The sequence below is a fragment of the Streptomyces sp. WAC07094 genome (assembly GCF_036320405.1).
Lineage (GTDB): Bacteria > Actinomycetota > Actinomycetes > Streptomycetales > Streptomycetaceae > Streptomyces > Streptomyces lannensis.
This window is the reverse complement of the sequence record NZ_JAVMJZ010000001.1, coordinates 4,714,738-4,736,588: the sequence shown is the minus strand read 5'-3', so window position 1 is coordinate 4,736,588 and position 21,851 is coordinate 4,714,738. Positions and strand designations below refer to the sequence as shown.

At 71.3% G+C, this 21,851-nt stretch carries 14 protein-coding genes and 5 pseudogenes; 9 read left to right on the top strand and 10 right to left on the bottom strand.

Features of this window, described 5'->3' with window-relative positions; genetic code table 11:
• Positions 1 to 34 precede the first annotated feature (34 nt).
• Both RCR19_RS20950 and RCR19_RS20945 read left to right on the top strand, forming a co-directional pair.
• Positions 35 to 892, top strand: a complete 858-nt coding sequence (locus tag RCR19_RS20950; protein ID WP_059130574.1) for a helix-turn-helix transcriptional regulator — start codon at positions 35 to 37, stop codon at positions 890 to 892.
• Positions 893 to 1,120: 228 nt separating this feature from the next.
• Complete coding sequence (locus RCR19_RS20945; RefSeq protein WP_331266518.1) at positions 1,121 to 1,309, top strand: DUF397 domain-containing protein; 189 nt, start codon at positions 1,121 to 1,123, stop codon at positions 1,307 to 1,309.
• A 134-nt stretch (positions 1,310 to 1,443) separates the two neighbouring features.
• Here RCR19_RS20945 and RCR19_RS20940 read toward each other — a convergent pair whose 3' ends face one another.
• A complete protein-coding gene (locus RCR19_RS20940) occupies positions 1,444 to 2,283 on the bottom strand; it encodes a hypothetical protein (protein WP_331266517.1) in 840 nt (279 codons plus the stop codon).
• A 100-nt stretch (positions 2,284 to 2,383) separates the two neighbouring features.
• On the opposite strand from RCR19_RS20940, the gene RCR19_RS20935 reads away from it, so the two are divergent.
• Positions 2,384 to 3,169, top strand: coding sequence for an SDR family oxidoreductase (locus tag RCR19_RS20935; RefSeq protein ID WP_331266516.1), 786 nt, complete (start codon positions 2,384 to 2,386; stop codon positions 3,167 to 3,169).
• 388 nt (positions 3,170 to 3,557) lie between these two features.
• On the top strand, positions 3,558 to 5,129 hold the full coding sequence (locus RCR19_RS20930; protein ID WP_331266515.1) for a sodium:solute symporter family protein: 1,572 nt from the start codon (positions 3,558 to 3,560) through the stop codon (positions 5,127 to 5,129).
• Between the two features lie 100 nt (positions 5,130 to 5,229).
• On the opposite strand, the gene RCR19_RS20925 is transcribed toward RCR19_RS20930, so the two are convergent.
• From RCR19_RS20925 to RCR19_RS20915, 3 genes are all read right to left on the bottom strand, one after another.
• The gene (locus RCR19_RS20925; RefSeq protein ID WP_331266514.1) at positions 5,230 to 6,345 is read right to left on the bottom strand and encodes an ADP-ribosylglycohydrolase family protein; all 1,116 of its coding nucleotides are present in this window, start codon (positions 6,343 to 6,345) and stop codon (positions 5,230 to 5,232) included.
• Positions 6,346 to 6,566: 221 nt separating this feature from the next.
• Positions 6,567 to 8,246 carry a hypothetical protein gene (locus tag RCR19_RS20920; protein WP_331266513.1) on the bottom strand — a complete coding sequence of 560 codons (1,680 nt, stop codon included), beginning with the start codon at positions 8,244 to 8,246 and terminating at the stop codon, positions 6,567 to 6,569.
• 172 nt (positions 8,247 to 8,418) lie between these two features.
• Positions 8,419 to 11,004: a bifunctional FO biosynthesis protein CofGH gene (locus tag RCR19_RS20915; RefSeq protein ID WP_331266512.1), complete on the bottom strand. Its 2,586-nt coding sequence runs from the start codon at positions 11,002 to 11,004 to the stop codon at positions 8,419 to 8,421.
• 204 nt (positions 11,005 to 11,208) lie between these two features.
• Between RCR19_RS20915 and RCR19_RS20910 the strand changes: the two genes are divergently transcribed.
• Both RCR19_RS20910 and RCR19_RS20905 read left to right on the top strand, forming a co-directional pair.
• Positions 11,209 to 12,729 carry a CehA/McbA family metallohydrolase gene (locus tag RCR19_RS20910; protein WP_331266511.1) on the top strand — a complete coding sequence of 507 codons (1,521 nt, stop codon included), beginning with the start codon at positions 11,209 to 11,211 and terminating at the stop codon, positions 12,727 to 12,729.
• A gap of 102 nt (positions 12,730 to 12,831) precedes the next feature.
• A complete protein-coding gene (locus RCR19_RS20905; protein WP_331266510.1) occupies positions 12,832 to 13,227 on the top strand; it encodes a nitroreductase/quinone reductase family protein in 396 nt (131 codons plus the stop codon).
• 7 nt (positions 13,228 to 13,234) lie between these two features.
• On the opposite strand, the gene RCR19_RS20900 is transcribed toward RCR19_RS20905, so the two are convergent.
• The 4 genes and pseudogenes from RCR19_RS20900 to RCR19_RS20885 all read right to left on the bottom strand — a co-directional run.
• Positions 13,235 to 14,686 (bottom strand): aldehyde dehydrogenase family protein, encoded by a 1,452-nt coding sequence (locus RCR19_RS20900; RefSeq protein WP_331266509.1) that lies wholly within the window; start codon positions 14,684 to 14,686, stop codon positions 13,235 to 13,237.
• A pseudogene (locus RCR19_RS20895) lies at positions 14,683 to 15,063 on the bottom strand (amidohydrolase family protein); the annotation flags it as partial. The gene RCR19_RS20900 and the pseudogene RCR19_RS20895, both read right to left, overlap by 4 nt.
• Positions 15,061 to 15,180: pseudogene (locus RCR19_RS20890) on the bottom strand (LLM class flavin-dependent oxidoreductase); the annotation flags it as partial. The pseudogenes RCR19_RS20890 and RCR19_RS20895, both read right to left, overlap by 3 nt.
• Positions 15,174 to 15,590, bottom strand: a pseudogene (locus RCR19_RS20885) (amidohydrolase); the annotation flags it as partial. The pseudogenes RCR19_RS20885 and RCR19_RS20890, both read right to left, overlap by 7 nt.
• Positions 15,591 to 15,798: 208 nt before the next feature.
• On the opposite strand from RCR19_RS20885, the gene RCR19_RS20880 reads away from it, so the two are divergent.
• On the top strand, positions 15,799 to 18,744 hold the full coding sequence (locus RCR19_RS20880; protein WP_331266508.1) for a BTAD domain-containing putative transcriptional regulator: 2,946 nt from the start codon (positions 15,799 to 15,801) through the stop codon (positions 18,742 to 18,744).
• A 218-nt stretch (positions 18,745 to 18,962) separates the two neighbouring features.
• Positions 18,963 to 19,163 carry a hypothetical protein gene (locus tag RCR19_RS20875; protein ID WP_331266507.1) on the top strand — a complete coding sequence of 67 codons (201 nt, stop codon included), beginning with the start codon at positions 18,963 to 18,965 and terminating at the stop codon, positions 19,161 to 19,163.
• A gap of 99 nt (positions 19,164 to 19,262) precedes the next feature.
• On the opposite strand, the pseudogene RCR19_RS20870 reads toward RCR19_RS20875, so the two are convergent.
• Positions 19,263 to 19,457, bottom strand: a pseudogene (locus tag RCR19_RS20870) (type II toxin-antitoxin system VapC family toxin); the annotation flags it as partial.
• A 105-nt stretch (positions 19,458 to 19,562) separates the two neighbouring features.
• On the opposite strand from RCR19_RS20870, the gene RCR19_RS20865 reads away from it, so the two are divergent.
• Entirely contained in the window at positions 19,563 to 20,957 is a 1,395-nt protein-coding gene (locus tag RCR19_RS20865; RefSeq protein WP_331266506.1) for an O-antigen ligase family protein, read from the top strand.
• A 30-nt stretch (positions 20,958 to 20,987) separates the two neighbouring features.
• Here RCR19_RS20865 and RCR19_RS20860 read toward each other — a convergent pair.
• Positions 20,988 to 21,776, bottom strand: a pseudogene (locus RCR19_RS20860) (AMP-binding protein); the annotation flags it as partial.
• Positions 21,777 to 21,851 lie beyond the last annotated feature (75 nt).

Genomic DNA, 21,851 nt, shown 5'->3' with positions numbered 1-21,851 from the left:
GCAGCAGAGGCACGCAGCCGGAGGTGCACGTCCCGTGGCGTCGAATGTCAATCCCACCGTCCGGCGGCGCCGGCTGGGCCAGGAGCTGCGCCGGCTCCGTGAAGTCAAGGGCATGACGGCGGAAGAGGTCGCGGAACGCCTGCTGGTCTCGCAGTCGAAGATCAGCCGTCTGGAGAACGGCCGCCGCAGCATCAGTCAGCGTGACGTCCGCGATCTGTGCGGGGTCTACGAGGTCGAGGACCAGCGTGTCGTCGAGTCCCTGATGGAGATGGCGCGGGACTCTCGCCAGCAGGGCTGGTGGCACGCCTTCGGGGACATCCCCTACAGCGTCTACATCGGACTCGAGACCGACGCGGAGTCGCTGCGGGTGTACGAACCGCAGATCATCACCGGTCTGCTGCAGACGCGCTCCTACGCCGAGGCCCTGATCCAGGGGGCGTTGCCGGAGACGTCGGCGGCGGACATCGACAAGCGCGTCCAGGTGCGCATGCGCCGCCAGGAACGTATCGCCGCCGAGAACAGCCCCCTGCGCCTGTGGGTCGTCCTGGACGAGGCGGCTCTGCGCCGCGTCGTGGGGAACAACCTGGTGATGCGCGAGCAGTTGGAGCATCTCGCGGAGATGTCCCAGCTCCCGCACGTCACCGTGCAGGTGCTGCCCTTCGGTGTGGGGGCCCATCCCGGGCTCAACGGCCAGTACGCGATCCTCGAGTTCGCGGACGCGGCCGACTCCAGCGTGGTGTACCTGGAGGGCGTCACCAGCGACCTGTATCTGGAGAAGGCGCACGACGTCCAGAAGTACGCGGTGATGTACGAGCATCTGCGGGCGCAGGCCCTGAACGTCGACCAGTCGCGGCAATTCATCACTGATACCGCGAAGGAGTACGCGCGCTGAGCCCTTGCGCGAAGGAGCGGCGGATCTTACACCAGCGCAACCTTCACGCGTAAGGGCCAACTGGAATATGCCATCCGGTCGAGTGAACGACTCCTCCGAGCAGGGATGTCGACGAGTAGCTTCGATCACGCCATCAGACAAACAAGTTGGCGCGAATCGCATCGCGGGCACCATCCAGGTTCCCGCAAGGCGACGACAGCAACTCAGCAACTCGCTACCGGAGTGAACATGGCAGTACTTCAGGGGGCCACGGCAACGTGGACCAAGTCGTCCTACTCGGCGGGCAACGGCGCGTGCGTCGAGGTCAGGTCGCCCATCGCGGCGGCACTCGCCGTACGGGACTCCAAGGTTCCGGACGGCCCCGTCCTGGCCTTCCCCGCCGACGCCTGGAACGCCTTCGTGGAGGGGATCAAGTAGCAACGAGCAGTACAACTCCACAAAGATCTCCGAAAGCCCTCTCGACTGGCCCGCCGTCCCGGCCGAGGGGGCTCACTCCTTCCCAGGGGCCCGGCCGGCTCCGGGCGCCCGAGGCGGCGTCCGCGCCGCGCGGTTCAGCGGAGCCGGTCCACGTACCGGTCCGTGCCCGGCACCGTGGGGACGAACGGCGCCACCAACTCCACTCTCCCGAGACCGCCTTCGGCCACCGCCCCGTCGAGGCCCGCGAAGTGCTCGTCCCAGCACTCCCTCGGGTCCTTCTCCAGGAACCACAGCAGGGTCAGACGGATGTCCACTCCCTCCACCTGCTGCACATAGGTCATACGGTCGCCCGGCAGCGGGGTCGGACGGAAGAGGGTGACCATGGCGGAGGGGGAGCCGGCGAGGCGCCGCGGCAGATGGCGGGTGCACAGCCACTCCAGCAACGCGGCCCGCTCCTCGGGCCCGTCGGCGTCGACGACCTCCAGGACCAGGCCCGCGTACGGGTGGTCAAGCGCGTGGAAGTCCCGGGGACCCGCCGCACCGTCCCGGTAGACCGTCGCCTCGTGGTCCTGGAAGGCCGTGAAGACATGGGTGCGGTCCCGGTACACGCGGGCGTCTCGGTTGAGCCGCTTGTTCACGGCCACCGTCCAGCGCATGTGGTCGTCGTAGCGGCCGTCCGTGACCCAGTACGTGGAGAGATAGCACCCCGCCGTCACCGGTTGCGCGACGGCCGACCGCTCCGGGCCGCGCAGAAGTTGGAGGTCCCGGGTGGCGACCCAGCGGCGGCCCGCGAACATCCACGGCATCGCCATGGCGCCCGCGTAGTAGTGGTCGTCCTCGTACCAGCGGCTGTACGCGTACTCGTGACCGGGGTGCGGCTCCACCATGGTGATCAGGGCATGGCCCGGGTGGACTCCGTAGGGGCCCACGGCGGCCAGTTCCCCGTACAACTCGCTGCGTGTCCGCTCGCCCATGCCGCTCCCCTTCCTTCATCCGCCGCTCGCCCATACCCTGACGGCCCGTCAGGAAAAGCGCCAGAGGCGCGGTACGCCGGGAGGAAGGGCGGTCGGTTCGATGTCACTGCTCCAGGGCAGGACCGTCGTCGTGTCGGGGGTCGGCGCCGGGCTCGGACACCAGGTCGCCGCGGCCGTGGTGCGCGACGGCGGCAACGCCGTGCTCGGGGCGCGCACGGAGGCGAACCTCGCCGAGTCGGCCGCCGAACTCGACCCGGACGGCGCCCACACGGCGTTCCGCGCGACGGACATCACCGACGAGGGGCAGTGCGAGGCCCTCGCGGCACTGGCGGTCGACCGGTTCGGGGCGATCGACGCGGTGGTGCACGTCGCGGCCCGGGACAGCCACTTCGGCGGCCTTCAGGAAGCGGATTTCACCACCTGGCACTCGGTCATCGACGTGAACCTGCTCGGCACGCTGCGCATGACGCGGGCGTGTCTGCCAGCCCTCAAGAGGTGCGGCGGCTCCGTCGTGTTCATCGGCACGCAGTCGTCGGTGGCCGCGCCGTCCCAGGTGCGGCAGGCGGCCTATGCGGCCTCGAAGGGCGCGCTGACCAGTGCGATGTACTCACTGGCCCGGGAGCTCGGACCGTACCGGATCCGGGTCAACACGGTGCTGCCCGGGTGGATGTGGGGACCACCCGTCCAGGCCTATGTGCAGTTCACCGCACACACCGAGGGCGTACCGGAGGCGGATGTGAAGCACCGCCTGACGGAGCGGATGGCGCTGCCCGAACTGGCAACGGACGGCGATGTGGCGGACGCCGCGGTGTTCCTCGCCTCGGACCGGGCGCGGGCGATCACGGGCCAGTCCCTGCTCGTGAACGCCGGAGAACTCATGCGGTAGTCCGGCCGGTCCCCGGAGCGGCTCCAAGGACGACCGGGCGGGTGGATGTTCCGTGCAACGGCGGCTCCCCTCCGGGCCGCCCGGGACCCGCATCCCGTAAGCCCGTTCCCGATCCATCGGATGTTTCCCACTGGCGAAGTGCCCGCTCATGGTGTGTTCCTCGTCACGAGCACGACAACCGCCGTACAGGTCAAGAGACGGTAAAATCGTTCTGCTTTCTGATCTGAGTTCATATCCGTGACCGAGAAAGGTCTTGACCGACCACCTGACCAGCGGTTCAATCCCCGAAGTCCCCCGCTCCCGCACGGGGGCGCCGCCCGTGTGTACCTACTGGCGAAGTGCCGTCCGGTATCTGCAGGTTCACAAGGCGGACCCCTGGAGGGGGCACATGAACGGTCTCGACTGGGCCGTCCTGATCGCGTACTTCGGTGTGATGACCGCGATCGGCTTCTGGTCCCACAAGCGCGTCGACAACGTCAGCGACTTCTTCACCGCGGGCGGCAAGATGCCGTGGTGGCTGTCCGGCATCTCCCACCACATGTCGGGCTACAGCGCCGTGATGTTCACGGGGTACGCCGGCATCGCCTACACCTACGGCATCACGTCCTACGTCACCTGGGCGCTTCCCATCGCCATCGGCGTACTGATCGGCGCGAAGCTGTTCGCGCCGCGTCTGAACCGGCTGCGCTCACGGCTGCACGTGGCCTCGCCGCTGGAGTACCTCAAGGACCGCTACAACGTGCCCACCCAGCAGGCACTCGCCTGGTCCGGCATTCTGCTGAAGATCGTGGACGTCGGTGCCAAGTGGGCGGCGATCGCGACCCTGCTCAGCGTCTTCACCGGGGTCACGCTCACCCAGGGCATCATCATCACCGGCGGCATCACCGCGGTGTACTGCACGATCGGCGGCCTGTGGGCGGACGCGCTGACCGAACTGGGGCAGTTCGTCATCCAGCTGCTGGCCGGTCTGGCCATGCTGGTCATCGCGCTGAACAAGATCTCCGACCAGGGCGGTCTGTCCAAGGCCCTGGACTCGCCGAAGCTCCACGGTCACGGGGACGGCTTCGCCGGCCCCTATCTGACGGTCTTCTTCATCTCCTATCTCTTCATCAAGCTCTTCGAGTACAACGGCGGCATGTGGAACCAGGCCCAGCGCTACATGGCGACGGGCAGCGCGAAGGAGGCGACGCGGTCGGCGCTGCTGTCGGCGGGCCTGTGGTTCGTGTGGCCGGTCATCCTCTTCATCCCGATGTGGCTGGCGCCGCTCCTGGTGACGGCGCAGAAGCCGGACGGTTCGGACGCCTACGGTCTGATGAGCGAGCAGTTGCTGCCGCACGGCCTGCTGGGCCTGGTGGTCGTGGGCTTCTTCTCGCACACGATGGCCATGTGCTCCTCCGACGCCAACGCGATCGCCGCCGTGTTCACCCGGGACGTGGTGCCGGTGTTCTCCAAGGCGGCGCGGACATGGACCTCCCGGACGGGCCTGATCGCCGGCCGGGTCACTACGGTCGCCTTCCTCGGCCTGTCCATGGCGGTGGCGACCCAGGTCAACTCCCCCACCTTCAAGGACATCATCACGGTCGTCATCAAGTGGGTGGCCGGTCTGATGGGCCCGATCGCGATCCCGTTCATCCTGGGCCTGCTGCGGCCGTTCCGTAAGTCCGGCCCCGCGGCCGCGCTGATCAGCTGGGCGGCCGGCCTGCTGGCGTTCTTCTTCGTCAACTACAACCTGGACTTCTCCCAGCGCACGGACGTGAAGCTGGAGTACCAGGTGTCGCTGCCGATGGTGATCTCGCTGGTGCTGTACATCGTGATCGGTCTGGTGCGTCCGGAGGACACCCCGGAGCGGGACGCGATCATCGAGCAGCTGAACACGGACGACGACGGGGCGACTGCCGCGGTGCCGGCGGCGGACGCCGTGGCCCCCGGCCCGGGCACCACCACGTCGTCGGGCACCTGAGGGACGACGAGGTACGGGACCAGGGTCTGTCGTTCGGATCAGGTCGGCTGGGAGATGACGCGCCTTTCGCCCGGCCCCGGCATGATCCGAACGGCGGGCCCTACGCCCGGGGGTAGCGCACGAGCCACCCCTGCGACGACCCGGTGGGGCCGTGCAGGGCGGCGCCCTGTGTCATCTCCATGGCGAAGTCGTCCGCCAGCACCAGCATCGTGGGACGGCCCTCCAGCTCGGCCAGCCAGGCCGGCGGGAGGGCCGTCTCGCCGTACAGTGCCCCGAGCAGTCCGCCGGTCAGCGCGCCCGCGGCCCCCGACGGGCCGCCGTGGTTCACCGCGAGGCACAGCCCGTGCCGCGCGTCCTCCGCCACCAGCGCGCAGTACACGGCGACGGCCAGCGTCCCGTCCGCCCCACCGCCCCCGACGAGTTCCTCGATACGCGCCGGTGTGGGCATGCCCTGCCGCACCGCGCCCAGCGCATGCTGCAACGCGTCGGCGACGGGCTGCTGCCCCGGCCGCGGGGCGAGCAGGGCGAGGGCCCGCTGCACGGCAGCGTCCGGGCTCTCGCCGCGCGCCAGGGCGTGCACGATCACGGCGTACGCGCCCGCGGCGAGACAGGCGGTGGGGTGCCCGTGCGTCTGCGCGGCGCACTCGACCGCGAGTTGGAGCACGAGCTGCGGGTCCCAGCCGACGAGAAGTCCGAAGGCCGCCGAACGGGCGGCCGCCTCGGGCCCCTGCTCGCCGGGGTTCTTGGGCGCGTCCAGCGTGCCCATGGTCTCGTCGCCGAAGCCGGTCAGACAGGTCCGGGCCGGGGAACGGCGGTCGTACAGCCACTCCTCGCGGGCCAGCCAGCCGTCGTCCTCGCGGCGCTCGTCGGGGCCCCAGTCCCGCTGGGTGGCCGCCCAGCGCAGATACGCGCGGTGGAGATCGGTCGGCGGGTGCCAGGCGCCGGTGTCACGGCGGACCTGGGCGCGGATGAGGCCGTCGACGGTGAACAGGCTGAGCTGGGTGAGGTGCGTGATGGCGCCGCGCCGGCCGTGCTCGTCGGCGAGGTCGCTCAGCCCCTCGTGACCGTAGGCCGTGCGGATCTCCTCCAGGGAGAGCCCGTCCAGAGGGGCGCCCAAGGCATCACCCACGGCCACGCCGAGCAGCGTTCCGCGTACGCGGCTGCGGAAGTCCTGCTGCTCGGTCCGGCCCCAGGGGGCACCGGCTGTCGCACCCACCCAGTCCTCCTCGGGGCACCGTCCGCACGTCGACAGTCCAGCACTGTAATAGAACAGGAACGGTCGATTCAGGACACCGAGGAGTCAGGCGCGCCACACCGGTGGACAGCTCTCGCACATTGGGTCGCCCCGGCCGAGGACCGGGAGAAGACGCGGGGTGGACGACACGGTGTGCCGCCCGTGGCCCGTGGCCACGGGCGGCGCACATGGACGTCCGTGCGTCAGGCGGCGGCCCTGCGGCGCACCACCAGGACGACTCCCACACCCAGCGCGAGGGCCAGGAGGGCGGCCCCGCCGATGAGCAGCGCGCCACCTGCACCGGTGAACGCGAGTCCACCGCCCGAACCCGTCGCCTCGTCGCCCGGGCCACCCGCCGAGCCGGCGGAACCGGAGCCGCCGTCGGTGCCGGAGGAACCGGAGGTGTCACCCGCGGAGGCCGTGGGGCTGGGGCTGCCCGACGGCCCGCCGGTGGACGGCCCTCCCGTGCCCTGCCCGTCGTCGGGGCCGTTCAGGACGATCCAGGCGGTGTTGTTGGACCGCTCGGTCTCGAACGGGTTGTCCCAGGACGGCAGCGCCACCTTGCCCCGGGCGTTCTTCACGACCTTGTCGATGCGGAGCTCGAAGGGGAAGGCGACCTTGGTGTTCTCCAGGAGCGGCGTGTCCACCTGGCAGCGGTAGCCCTTCGTGCCCGCCTCGATGGTGGTGAAGGTGCAGCGGTCGGGGCTCTTGGTCACCGTCGCGCCCTCGGGCACGGCGACGGAGAAGGAGATCGGCTCGCCGCCCGAGCGCAGCGCGCTGATCCACGCGGGTCCGTCGTTGCGGAATCCGATGTCCGCCTTCACCGTGTCCCCCGCCTCGCCCCGGAGGGAGGCACCGGTCAGCACCAGGTCGTAGGTGTTGTGGCTGGGGAGGTCAAGATCGGTGTAGCGGGTGTAGTCGGACGCGGCGCCCGGCACCTCCTCGAGGGTCAGCGGCGCGCCGGTGCCCGGTGTGTAGCCGTCCCCCGCGAGCAGGGCCTTCGCCTTCCCCGCCTCGACCGCGGAGAAGCCGTAGCTGAACACGTCGTTGAGCGCGAAGCCGGCCGTGCGCACCTTCAGCGGCTCGGCCAGTGCGTAGGCCGTGCCCGCCTGGTAGGTGCCGGAGAAGGTGCAGATCGCGTCGATGCCCTGATGCAGCAGCGAACCGGTGGTGGTCGCCTTGTAGGCGCAGTTGCCGTAGCCGTCGGGGAAGCTCAGGCCGCGTGAACCGTGGAAGTGCAGCACGGCCCCTTCGGCCGCCAGGCCGCCGGCGTTGCGGAAGCCGACCGGTGCCCGGTAGGTGTCGCCCGCGGCGAGACCAGCCGGTTCGGTGAGCTTGCGGCCGAGCAGTTCGGGGCCGCCGACCAGCACATCGATGGTCAGCGGCGCGAAGTCGACGCCCTCGCCCTCTCCGGTGACCTTGATGGAGCCGAAGTCGCCCGCAGCGCTGTCGTCGTCGATGTCGAGGCGGATGTCGCCGAGCCGGTTGTACTGCTCCCCGGCGTAGATCTCGTTGCCCTCGCAGACGGCGGTGAGGCCGCTCGCCTGGCAGGGCAGTTTCACGGCTGCGACGCCCTTGAGACCGCTTGCATCGATCTTGATCTTGTAGTCGCCGTTGTGCGCGACGGGGATGACGCCGCCGCCTTCACCGGGCTCGTCACTGCCGGGGGCGGCCAGCCGCAGGGTGACCTGCGGCTGGGACGGGCCGCCGTTGTCCCCGTGGAGCGAGAGGTCCACATGGTTCGGTCCGGTGATGGCGACCGGCAGCGGCGTGCCTCCGTCGGCGAAGGCGGGCACAGTGGCGAAGGACCCGGCGGACAGAGCGGCGACCGCCGTGAATCCGAGCACTGCCCGGGATACGGCTCTGCGGACGGGACGTCTCATCAACGCTTCCTTGTCGGATGTCGGAGTCTGAGGGGTGTTCCGTGCCTGGGCACACCCCTCAGACCACCCGGGCGCCTCGTTCGTTGCCCGGAGCAACATCACAGAAACATCACAGGGTTTGGGCTCCTCCCGCCGCCGGCCGCGGCGGGAGGAGCCGAACGCAGCCGTCCCGTCAGTCCAACACCGGCAGCAGTTCCGGCAGATGCCCGTCCGACGCCGCCGCCGCCCGCTGCCGTTCCTGCGAGACCTCGCCGTACAGCGTCGTGCGCGGTTTCGCCGGGCGGCCCGCCGCCTCCGCCACCGCGACGAGTTCCCTGACGGACTTGTACGACCCGTACGACGAGCCCGCCATCCGCGAGATGGTCTCCTCCATCAGCGTGCCGCCCAGGTCGTTGGCGCCGGAACGGAGCATCTCCGCCGCGCCCTCGGTGCCGAGTTTCACCCAGCTGGTCTGGATGTTGCGGATGTGCGGATGCAGCAGCAGGCGCGCCATGGCCGTGACGGCGCGGTTGTCGCGCATCGTGGGACCGGGGCGGGCGATGCCCGCCAGGTAGACGGGCGCGTTGGTGTGGATGAAGGGGAGGGTGACGAACTCCGTGAACCCTTCGGTCCGTTGCTGGATGCCGGCGAGGGTGCGCAGATGCCCCAGCCAGTGGCGGGGCTGGTCCACATGGCCGTACATCATCGTCGCCGACGAGCGGATGCCGAGTTCGTGCGCCGTCGTCACGACCTCGATCCAGGTGGCCGCCGGCAGCTTGCCCTTGGTCAGGACCCAGCGCACCTCGTCGTCCAGGATCTCGGCCGCGGTGCCGGGGATCGTGTCGAGGCCCGCCTCCTTCGCCGCCGTCAGCCATTCGCGGATCGACATGCCGGTGCGTGTCGCGCCGTTCACCACCTCCATGGGCGAGAAGGCGTGCACATGCATCCCGGGAACCCGGGACTTCACCGCCTTCGCGATGTCGAAGTAGGCGGTCCCGGGCAGGTCGGGGTGGATGCCGCCCTGCATGCACACCTCGACGGCGCCCACGTCCCAGGCCTGCCGGGCACGGTCGGCGACCTGGGTGAGGGAGAGGGTGTAGGCGTCGGCGTCCGTGCGGCGCTGGGCGAACGCGCAGAAGCGGCAGCCGGTGTAGCAGACATTGGTGAAGTTGATGTTGCGGGTGACGATGTACGTGACGTCGTCGCCGACCACCGACTTGCGGACGTCGTCCGCCACCCGGCAGAGCGCGTCGAGCGCGGGACCGTCCGCGTGCAGCAGGGCCAGCGCCTCCTCGTCGCTGAGCTTCGTCGGATCGTCCGCCGCCCGGCGCAGCGCGGCCCGTACGTCGGTGTCGATGCGCTCGGGCGCCATGCCGGGCACGGCCGCCTCCCTCAGCGCCTCCCAGTCGCCGTACACCTCGTCGAAGTCCGCACGGCGGTCGCCGGTGCGCCCGTGGGTGTCGATGTCGCGGTGCAGATCCGTGCGCCCCGACGCCCGGAACACCTCTTCCGGCTCCTGCCACGGATGCCCCTCGACGACCGCGTCCGCACGGGCGAGCCCCGACTCCGGATCCGCCAGCGCCCGGACGTGGGGCAGCAGCCTCGGGTCCAGCCAGGGCTCACCGCGCCGGACGAACTCCGGGTAGACGCAGAGGCGTTCGCGCAGCTCGAAGCCCGCAGCCCGGGAGCGCTCGGCCAGCCGCTCGATCTGCGGCCAGGGCCGCTCCGGGTTCACATGGTCGATGGTCAGCGGCGAGACCCCGCCCCAGTCGTCGATACCGGCGCCGATGAGCCGCTCGTACTCGCCGTCCACCAGGTTGGGCGGCGCCTGGAGGCAGGCCGCCGGACCCATGATGTGCCGGGCGACGGCCACCGTGGCCACCAGTTCGTCCAGTTCCGCGTCCGGCATGCCCCGCATCGCCGTGTCCGGCTTGGCGCGGAAGTTCTGGATGATCAGTTCCTGGATGCCGTGATGGCTGCGCGCCACCTTCCGCAGCGCGAACAGCGACTCCGCGCGCTCCTCGTACGTCTCACCGATCCCGATCAGAATTCCCGAGGTGAAGGGCACCGAGGAACGGCCCGCGTCCTCCAGCACCCGCAGCCGCACGGCCGGTTCCTTGTCCGGGGAGCCGTGGTGCGGTCCGCCCGGCTCCGACCACAGCCGGGTCGCCGTGGTCTCCAGCATCATCCCCATCGACGGGGCGACCGGCTTAAGCCGCTGGAAGTCCGTCCACGACATCACCCCGGGGTTGAGATGGGGCAGCAGACCCGTCTCCTCCAGGATCCGGACGGACACGGCCCGCACATAGGCGATGGTGTCGTCGTAGCCGTGCGCGTCCAGCCACTCGCGCGCTTCGGGCCAGCGGTCCTCGGGCTTGTCCCCGAGGGTGATCAGCGCCTCCTTGCAGCCCAGTGCCGCCCCCTTGCGGGCGATGTCCAGGACCTCGTCCGGGGACATGAACATCCCGTGCCCGTCCCGGCGCAGCTTGCCCGGCACGGTGACGAAGGTGCAGTAGTGGCACTTGTCCCGGCACAGACGGGTCAGCGGGATGAAGACACTTTTGGAGTAGGTGATGACACCCGGTCGGCCCGCGGCCCGCAGGCCTGCGTCCCGCACCCGGGCGGCCGAGGCGGCCAGGTCCTCCAGATCGCCGCCACGGGCCTGGAGCAGCACCGTCGCCTCGGCGGCGTCCAGAGCGACTCCGTCACGAGCACGTTTCAGGGCGCGACGCATGGAGTTCTCGGTGGGTCCGGTTCCGGAGGTCGCGGAAGTCGTCATCCTCCGAGCATACGTTTGCGGTGATCAGGTCATACAGGGCGCTCGCATCCCGGTGGGACGGCGCCGCAGTGCACGGGCACCCCCTGTTACGCCGACGCGCGGCTGCAGATCGGCTTCCCGTGGAATGGAGTTCACGGGTGAACACCAGAGTGGGAAGCACCATCTCTGCACCACCCCGTCATCCGACACTCCGGGAGCAGCAGCATGTGCGAGGACGACCACCGCATCGGAAGACGCGCACTGTTCGTGACGGGTGCGGCCGCCGCGCTTACGTTGGGAACCGTGAGCTTCTCCAACGGGCCCGCCGCGGAGGCGGCCGACAACCAGGAGACGAAGACGGTGCGCGGCACGCTGCCCACCGGCTCCCCCGACTTCGTCTACCTCCCGGTCGACGTCCCCGAAGGCGTCCGGGAGATCAAGGTCTCCTACACCTACGACAGGCCGTCCGTCCCGGCCGGCACCCAGGCCAACGCCCTCGACATCGGAGTCTTCGACGAGCGCGGCACGGAACTGGGCGGCAAGGGCTTCCGCGGCTGGTCCGGCGGCGCGCGCACGGAGTTCTTCATCCGCGCGGACGACGCCACCCCGGGGTACATCCCGGGCCCGGTCCGCGCCGGCACCTGGCACATCGCTCTCGGCCCGTACACGGTGGCGCCGCAGGGCCTGACGTACGAGGTGACGATCACGCTCACCTACGGCGCGCAGGGCCGGACCCCGGCGCCCGTGTACCCGCCGAACCGGGCCAAGGGCCGCGGCCGCGCCTGGTACCGGGGCGACTGCCACATGCACTCCTGGTACTCGGACGGCCGCCGCACCCCCGCGGAGATCGCGGCGCTGGCCCGGGCCGCGGGCCTCGACTTCATCAACACCTCGGACCACAACACCCACTCCTCCCACGCTCACTGGGCCGACCAGGCGGGTGACGACCTGCTCATCATGCTCGGCGAGGAGGTCACCACGCGGAACGGCCATGTACTGGCGCTGGGTACCGACCCGGGCACGTTCGTCGACTGGCGCTACCGGGCGGGCGACAACCGCTGGGCGCGGTTCGCCCGGGACATCCGTCGGGCGGGCGGCCTGGTCGTACCGGCCCATCCGCACGCCACCTGCATCGGCTGCGGCTGGAAGTTCGGCTTCGGCGAGGCGGACGCGCTGGAGGTGTGGAACGGCCCGTACACGCCGGACGACGAGGTGACGCTGGCGGAGTGGGACAACACCCTGGTGGCGGCTGTCCGGGAGGGGCACGGCAGGTGGCTGCCGGCGATGGGCAACAGCGACGCCCACCGCGACCCCGACGCGATCGGCACCCCCCAGACGGTCGTCCTCGCCGACGACCTCACCAGGGAGGCCGTCCAGGAGGGCATCCGCGCGGGCCGCTCCTACGTCGCCGAGTCGAAGAACGTCTCGCTGACGTTCACCGCGGCGGGCGGCCGCGGCGAACACGCGGGCATCGGCGAACGGCTGCGGGTGGACCGCGACACCCCGGTCACGGTCCGCCTCGAGGCGCAGGGTGTGCCCCGTTGCTCGGTCCGTTTCGTCACCGACCAGGGCGTGCTGTTCACGAGCGACCCGCTGCCGGTGACCGGCTCGGGCACCGTCGAGTGGCACACGACGGCGCAGTACGCGGCATACGTGCGCGCGGAGCTGCGGCACGAGACGGCGGTCGGCCCGTTGCCGGGCGTCCTGGCCGCGTTCACGAACCCGGTCTTCCTGGGCCGGGCGTAGGCCCACCGGGGGCGCATGGCCGGTTACCGCGCGCCCCCGCACGAGGTCTGCGAGACTGCGTGGAGCGGATCGCCCTTCACGTCGTCAGGGGGACACGGGACCATGCCGGGCTTCACCGACCTCAAGTACCGTGCGATCACGGCACTCCAGCGGCACGTCGTGAATCCGGTGCAGCGCCGCATGCCGCTGCAGACGCTCCTGGAGACCACGGGACGTGTCTCGGGCCTGCCGCGCCGGACCCCCCTGGGCGGGCGCCGCGTCGGCGGCTCCTTCTGGCTGGTCTCCGAGCACGGCGAGCGGTCCCAGTACATCCGCAACCTCCGCGCCGATCCACGGGTGCGTGTCCGCATCGCCGGACGCTGGCACCCGGGCACCGCCCATGTGCTCCCCGACGACGACCCCCTGGTCCGGCTGAAGGCGCTGCCCCGTCTGAACAGCGCGGCGGTGCGGGCGTTCGGGACCGGGCTGCTCACCGTGCGGGTGGACCTGGACGACTGAAGGTCGCTCAGCCCGGCCAGACGATCGCCTGCAACTCGCTGTAGGCGTGCAGGGCGTAGGAGCCGACGTCACGGCCGACCCCGCTCCTCTTGAAACCGCCGAACGGCGCCTCCATGTTGCGGCCGACGGTGTTCACGCCGACTCCGCCCGCCCGCAGACGCCGGGCGACGCGGAAGGCATGGGCCACATCCCCGGACCAGACGTAGTCGATCAGGCCGTAGTCGCTGTCGTTGGCCAGTGCCACCCCCTCCTCCTCGTCGTCGAAGGGGACGACCACGACCACGGGTCCGAAGATCTCCTCGCGGACCACCCGCATATCGGGGGTGCAGTCCGCGAGAAGCGTCGGAGCGACGTAGAAGCCCCGCTCACAGGGCGGCCGTTCGCCCCCGGCGACCAGCCGCGCACCCTCCTTGCGGCCCAGTCGGACATACGACTCCACCCGGTCCCGGTGCGCCGACGAGATCACCGGACCCACCACCGTGGCCCTCTCGCGCGGATCCCCGACCGTCAGATGGCGGGCGTACCCGGACAGTCGGGACACCAGGCGGTCGTACACACCCCGCTGTGCGATCACCCGGGTGGGCGCCGTACAGATCTGGCCGCTGTAGAAGGAGAACGTCGTCCCGATCCCCGCCACCGCCGCGTCCAGGTCCGCGTCGTCGAAGACGAGCGCCGCGCCCTTGCCGCCCAGCTCCATCAACTGCCGTTTCATGGAACGGCCGCAGACCTCGGCGATGCGCTGCCCGACGGCCGTGGAGCCGGTGAAGCTCACCATGTCGACGTCGGGGCAGTCCACGGCCGCCTCGCCGGCCTCCGGGCGCGAGCCGCCGACCACGTTCACCACGCCGGGCGGCGCGCCCGCCTCCTGGAGGGCCTCGGCCATGCGGTACACCGACAGCGGGTCCTGCGGCGCCGGCTTCACCACCACCGTGTTGCCCGCGGCCAGCGCGGGCGCGACCTTGCCCGCCGGGTTGGCCCAGGGGTTGTTGTACGAGGTGATGCAGGTGACCACACCCACCGGCTGGCGCACCGCGAGCGCGCCGAGGACGGCGGCCCCGCCGAACGGCCCCGCCTCGTTGATCTGCGGAGGCAGCGGCCGCTCCGCCGGTTCCACCCGTGCGTACCGGCGGAACCGGGCCACCGCCACCCCGACCTGCATCCCGCGCGCCGTACCGGTCGTGGCACCGCTCTCCGCCCGGGCCAGGTCGGCGTACGGCACGAGGTTGCGCTGCATAACGTCCGCCGCACGGGCGAGGACGGCCGCCCTCTCCTCCGGGGACCTCCGCGACCACGGCCCGAAGGCATCACGGGCCGCCGCGGCCGCCGCGTGCACCTGCTTCCGGGAGGCCTCCGGCGCCCATCCGACGGTCTGCTCGGTGGCCGGGTCGACGACCTCGTAGTGGCCGTCGTCGGGCTCCACCCAGGCACCGCCGACGAACAGCCGCTGCCGCTGCGTCACGTCGTGCTCACCGTCCTGGTGTCCCGCCCGGAGCGCAGCACCGTGCCGGGCACGGCCCCGGTCACCTCGTCGTCCCGGATCGCCACCACGCCGTTGACCCAGACCGCCCGTATCCCGATCGCCTTGGAGTCGAGCCGTGGGCTGTCTCCCGGCAGGTCGTGCACCAGGGTGGCCTGACCGGCGTCGACGCGCTCCGGGTCGAGGAGGACCAGGTCCGCATGGAAGCCCTCCCGCACCCGGCCCCGCTCCCGCTCCCGCAGCCCGAACAGCTGCGCAGGGTCGTGCGTCAGCATCTTCACGGCCTGCTCCAGCGGCACCAGCCTCCGGCCGCGCAGACAGTCCCCGAGGAACCGGGTCGTGTACGGGGCACCGCACACGGGTTCGGCGTCGACGATCGCCGTCTTGTACTGCTCGAGCACCCACTCCATGTCGGAGACCTTCTGGATGCTGAAGCCGAGCACTCCGAGGCCCTTCCTGGCGGCCATGGCCGCGGGAAGGTCGGGAAGCAGAGCGCGGACTGGACGTGGTTGACGTCCATGTCGGCGAGGCGCCGGGGGACGTCGTACGAGCCGGGCCGCATCTGCGCGTATGTGATGACCTCGAGCTTGATCTCGTCCCCGCTGTACCCGACGGCCGTGTCCAGACGGGTCAGGGGGCGCTGCAGATCCTCGTAGACCCACCAGTCGCCGACCGGTCCGTCGTCGCCCGGTGCGCCCATGACGGGGGCGAACCTGCCGCCCAGGAAGGACATCTCCTTCAGGGGCGCCCGGACGATGCGCGGTCCCGTGTCGCGGTACTTCCGCGGGAGCCGGTCCTGCCAGACGTCCGGGGGCTCCACCGTGTGGTCGTCGACGGAGATGATCTTCGGGAAGGTGCTGGTTCCGTTGGACTGTGAGGTCTCCATACGGTCACGGTAGCGCCGATCTGACGACCCGTCAGCTACTCGTGGAACCACTCCGGCCCGGCGATGCGTGGAGAGAACTTGTGTGGGCAGTGTGATGTCCCACCCGGCGGGTTGTGATCGCTGTCTCCCATGGCTGACGTATCCGCCATGAACAAGGCAAACTGGCCTCCTGGTTGTGGACGGTTCGGCAGGGGGCCTGGGGGCAGCGATGGAGGGTGTACCGCGAGTGCCGCAGCAGCGGGGTCCCGAGGAATCGGCGACGCTGCGCTTCGGCGTGCTCGGGCCGGTGCGCGCGTGGCGCGGAGAGGAGCTGCTGGCCACGGGCTCGCCGCAGCAGCGTGCCCTGCTGGCCGCGCTGCTGCTGCGCGAGGGCCGTACGGCGACCGCGTCCGAGCTGATCGACGCACTGTGGGGCGAAGAGCCGCCGCCGCGCGCGCTGGCCGCCGTGCGGACCTACGCCTCACGGCTGCGCAAGGTCCTCTCGCCCGGAGTGCTGGTCAGCGAGTCGGGCGGCTACGCGCTGCGGCTGGGCGACGCCCGCTCCCTGGACGTCGCGGCCGCCCAGGAGCTGGCAGCGGAGGCGGAGAAGGCCAAGAACGCCGGGGACCTGTGCCACGCACGGCAGCTGCTGAACGAGGCGCTGGCGCTGTGGGACGGGGAGTCGCTGGCGAGCGTGCCCGGACCGTACGCGGACACCCAGCGCACCCGCCTGGAGGAGTGGCGTCTGCAACTCCTCGAGTCCCGCCTGTACATGGACCTCGAGCAGGGCTGCCATGCCGAGGCGGTCTCCGAACTCACCGCCCTGACGGCCGCGCACCCGCTGCGCGAGCGGCTGCGCGAGCTGCTGATGGTGGCGCTGTACCGCTCGGGCCGCCAGGCGGAGGCGCTGGCGGTGTACGCCGACACACGGCGTCTGCTGGCCGACGAGCTGGGAGTCGACCCGCGTCCCGGCCTGAAGGACATCCAGCAGCGGATCCTCCAGGCGGATCCGAGCCTCGCGGAACCGTCCGCCCCGGCGCAGGAGGTCTCGTCCGCACCCGTCCGGCCTGCGCAACTGCCCGCCACCGTTCCGGACTTCACGGGCCGGGCGTCGTTCGTCGCCGAGCTGGGAGAGGTCCTGGCCTCGGCCGAGGGCAGGGTGATGGCCGTCTCGGCGCTGGCGGGGATCGGCGGCGTCGGCAAGACGACGCTGGCGGTGCACGTGGCACACCAGGCGCGTTCGGCCTTCCCGGACGGGCAGTTGTACATGGACCTGCAGGGCGCGGGCCCCCGGGCGGCGGAACCCGAGACGGTCCTCGGCTCCTTCCTGCGCGCTCTGGGCACCGCGGACTCTGCGATCCCGGACTCGCTGGAGGAACGGGCGGCGCTGTACCGCTCGGTCCTGGACGGCCGTCGGGTCCTGGTCCTGCTGGACAACGCGAAGGACGCCGCCCAGGTACGCCCGCTGCTGCCGGGCACGGAGGGCTGCGCGGCCCTGGTCACCTCCCGGGTGCGCATGGTGGACCTGGCGGGCGCGCATCTCGTGGACCTGGACGTGATGTCCCCGGACGAGGCGCTGTCCCTGTTCACGAAGATCGTGGGCGAGGAACGGGTGGCCGCGGAGCGCAAGGCGGCGCTCGACGTGGTGGCGGCGTGCGGCTTCCTGCCCCTGGCCATCCGCATCGCGGCGTCCCGCCTCGCGGCCCGGCGCACCTGGACGGTCTCGGTCCTTGCGGCGAAGCTGGCCGACGAGCGGCGCCGCCTGGACGAGCTCCAGGCCGGAGACCTGGCGGTGAAGGCCACCTTCGAACTGGGCTACGGCCAACTGGAGCCTGCCCAGGCCCGCGCGTTCCGCCTGCTGGGCCTGGCGGACGGCCCTGACATCTCCCTGGCGGCGGCCGCGGCGGTACTGGACCTGCCGGTGGACGACACCGAGGACCTGCTGGAGTCGCTCGTCGACACCTCCCTGCTCGAGTCGGCCGCGCCCGGCCGGTACCGCTACCACGACCTGGTCCGCCTCTACGCGCGTGCCTGCGCCGAGCGGGACGAACATCCGCCGAGCGAGCGGGACGCGGCGATGTCGCGGTTGCTGGACTTCTACCTGGCGACCGTCTCGGGGGTCTACCTGATCGAGCGGCCGGGGGACCGGCTGGTGGACCACCTGGAGCACGCCGCATATCCGGGGCTGACCTTCTCGGACCGGCACCCCGCCCAGGACTGGCTGTATTCGGAGGCGGTCTGCCTGCTGGCGTGCGTACGCCAGACCATGCGCACGGGGATGATGCGCCGTGCCGTCGACGTCCTGTGGGCGGCGGTCGACCTGGCCGAGTCCGGGGCCAACTCCAAGGAGTACGAGGCCGTGGCCGCGCTCCTGCGGGATGTCGCCCGGGAGGAGGGCGACCCCCGTACCGAGGCACGGGCGCTGACGGCGCTGGCCTTTGTGCACCAGCACAACGGCAGCCGGTTCGACGTGGCCATCGAGGAGGCACAGTCGGCCAATGAGCTGGCCCGGTCCGCCGACGACCCGCTCACGGCCTGCTGGTCGTCCAACATCAGTGGCGTGATCGCCCTTTACCAGAACCGGAACGACGCCGGCGAGGTGCACCTCACGGGTGCGATCGAGAACTTCCGCGCGCTCGGGGACCGGCCGGGCGAGGCGAGCGCGCTGTGCAACCTCTCGCGCGTCCACCTCGCCACCGGACGCACGGAGACCGCCGTGGAACTGGCACGGCAGGGCACGACGATGTACGACGACATGGGGCACGCCCTGAAGGGCGCCAACGGACGGTACGCACTGGGCCTCGCCCTCACGCAGAGCGGGAAATTGGCCGAGGCGACGGAATGCCTGCACCAGGCGCTGTGGGTCTTCCGGGACAGCAGGCAGCGGCTGTGGGAAGGCATGACGCTGTTCCGCCTCGCGGAGCTCGACCTCGCCGCCCGGCGCCCCGCCCAGGCGGCGCCGAACGCCGAGATGGCCCTGACGCTGCTGCGCGGCATCGGCGGCGAATGGCGGCACGCCAATGTCCTCACGGTGCTGGGGCGCTCCCTCAACGGGATCGGCCAGCTGGACCGTGCCCAGGTGTGCTGGCGCGAGGCCCTCGAACTCCTGGAGGCGCTGGGCGCACCGGAAGCGGACGAGGTCAGAGGGCTGCTCAAGGTCGCGTCCGCCGCCTGAGTCCAAGCGGATCGCCGCCCGGGAGCAGACGTTCATCATTCGTTTATCGCCGCACAGCACTCTTGGCTGTGTCGAACCGTCGCATCGGGGGGCAGACGGAGCGGCGGCCGGCCGGCCCCTCTAAGGTGTACCGGCCCAGCAGATCCGTCCGGCAACCCTCGGGGGAGTTGCCGGGCGGATCCTGCTCAACCAGCGCACAACACAGGGGAGTCAGCGAGATGAGCGACCAGAACACCACGGACAACGTCCACGCCACCGGCGAGCCGACCGGCGACGCGTCCACGGACAACGTCCACGCGACCGAGGAACCGGTCACGGTCAAGAACGTCCACGCCACGAGCGAGCCGCTCGACCTGAAGGGCGAGGGCACCGGCACGGCCACGCCGGACAACGTCCACGCCACGGACGAGAAGGCCTGACCGGACTTACCTCCACACGGGGATCGGCCGCGGCGGCGCGGAGGGGGAGCCGCCGCGGCCGTGGTGTGTCACGAGCAGGGTTGTACCGGCGCCCGGCGCTCACACGACCATGACCCGCACGTCGTACTCCGGGATCCACTTGTCCCGGGTCACCAGGGTCATGGCCTCGATCTGGGCCTGGGCGACCAGTATCCGGTCGAACGGATCACGGTGGTGCGCAGGCAGCCGCCCCGCACGCACACCGTGCCCCGCCGAGATCGGCAAGCCGGTGAACCGGCTGTCGCGGACCCGCTCGCCGTCGGCCCGCGGAGAGCGGCGGGGCCTCGGCCGCAAGCCCTCTCCGCCCCGTTCGCCCGCCGGACATCCACCCGTCGCACCCGGGGGCCACGCTCAGGTGCCATGGCATCCGACCGGAGCACGTCGGCAGGAGCTGGGCTGCCGACGGCGATCGCTGAGTTCCTCCCGCTCGCCGTGGTGGCCGTCGTGCTGATGGACGCCGCCACCGACTTCTTCCCCGACGACCCGCTCGTCGGGATCCTCACACCGACACGGCTCGCCCTGGTGGTCGGGCTGATCGCCCTGGTCGTACCCGTCCCGGGCCGGCGGCGGGCCCGGCTCCCGGACTTCAGGACCCGGCTCGACCTGCCCGTCGTGCTGCTGCTCCTCGCCGCGGCGGCGACCACGTACGCCGGCGGGCACCCCACGGCGCCGCTGCGCGGACTGCTGACCGTCGTCGTCTGCTACTACCTGGTCGTCGGACTGCGCCGCACCCAGCCCCCGTCGTGGCGCGCCATCGGAGTGCTCGCGGTGGCCGGGCTCGCGGCGGCGAGCACCACCGCCTTCTCCCAGGTGACCAATGAGATCCCGACCGGCTTCTGCCGTACCGGCCTGCTCACCGACGTCGCCTGCGACGCGGGCGGGAACGGTGTGCTCATCCGGGCCACGGGGACCTTCTCCAACCCGAACCTGCTGGCCGCCTTCCTGGTGCTCCTGCTGCCGTTCGTCCTGCTCGCCGCCGTCTCCGTCGACGACCGCACGGCGCGCACCGCGATCGTCGTCCTGGTGCTCGTCGGATACGGGGCCCTGCTGACCACGTTCTCCCGCGCCGGATATGTCGCCGGTGCCGCCGGGCTCCTGGTGCTCGGCGGGGCCTACTGGCTGGCACCCCGGCTCGCCGAGCGGGCGCAGCGGCGGCTGTTCGCCGTCCTGGGCGTGCTGTCCCTGCTCCTGGCGTCCGGGGTCATCTGGGCGGTGTCAAGGGCCGGGAACTCACTGGGCGTACGGGGCCAGGCCTGGGCCGCGGCTCTCGAGATCGGCGCCCACCATCCGCTGGGCGTCGGCCTAGGACGGTCGGGCGCCGTCATATCCGCCACCGCGCCCGGCGACCGGGTCTTCGTCCACGCCCACAACCTCTGGCTCAACTGGCTGGTGGAGGCGGGGCCGCTCGGTCTGCTCGCGGTCGCCCTGGTCGCGCTGATCGCCTTGGCCACCGCGGCGCGCGCCGCCCGTACGAAGTCGGTCGTCGGCACCGTCGGGCTCGCCTCGCTGACCGGGTTCTTCCTGATGAGCATGCTGGACCATCCGGCCAACCTGGACCGGATCGACGTCCTGTTCTGGTGCGTACTCGCCGTGATCATGGCCGACGCCCCGGCCGGCCGCCGCCCCGGTGGCGCCCCGGCACCCGGCCCCGCTCGGATCGAGCCCTTCGGCCGGGGACCCCGGCCCGTCGGCGCCGGTGTGGGCTCCCACCGCGCTCCGGCCCCGGTGACCTGCGGACCGGACGGCGCGCTCTGAACCGGAACCGCCCGTCCTGAACCGCCGCGCTCAGCCCCGCCGGCCGGCCCGTCCCCGCAACTCGCCCTTCACCACCTTGCCGCTCGCGTTGCGCGGCAGTTCCCGTACGAACTCCACCGCCCTCGGCACCTTGTAGTTCGCCATCTCCCGGCGGGACCACGCGATCAGGTCGTCGCGGGTGAGCACCGCCCCGGGGCGACGGACCACGTACGCCTTGCCGACCTCTCCGAGGCGGGCGTGCGGTACCCCGATCACCGCGACCTCCGTCACGTCCGGGTGCAGGCCGAGCAGTTGCTCCATCTCGGCCGGGTAGGCGTTGAAGCCACCGACGATGAACATGTCCTTGAGCCGGTCCGTGATACGGAGATTGCCGAGCGCGTCCAGCACGCCCGCGTCGCCCGTGCGCAGCCAGCCCTCGGGGGTCAGCACCTCGGCCGTGGCACGCTCGTCCTCGAAGTAGCCCTGCATGACGTTGAAGCCGCGGACCAGCACTTCACCGGGGACGCCGGGAGCCACCGGCCGACCGCTCGCGTCGGCGACCCGTACCTCCGTGCCGGGCAGGGCGCGGCCCGACGTCGTCGCGATCACGGACGACTCGTCCCCCCTGCGGCACATCGTCACGAAACCGCTCGCCTCCGACAGGCCGTACGCCGTCAGGACCGTCTCCACACCGAGCTCGGCGCGCAGGCGTTCCACCAGCCGCAGCGGCACCACGGCCGCCCCGGTCACCACCAGGCGCAGGGCCGAGAGGTCGTGGGCGGCACGGGAGGGGTGGTCGAGGAGGGACTGGTGGAGGGTGGGCGGGCCCGGGAGGACGCTCGGCCGCGATGTTATTCGGACATCCCACCCCGACCGCCACCGTCTGGCACGACTCACGCACCCGGCGTAGCGTCT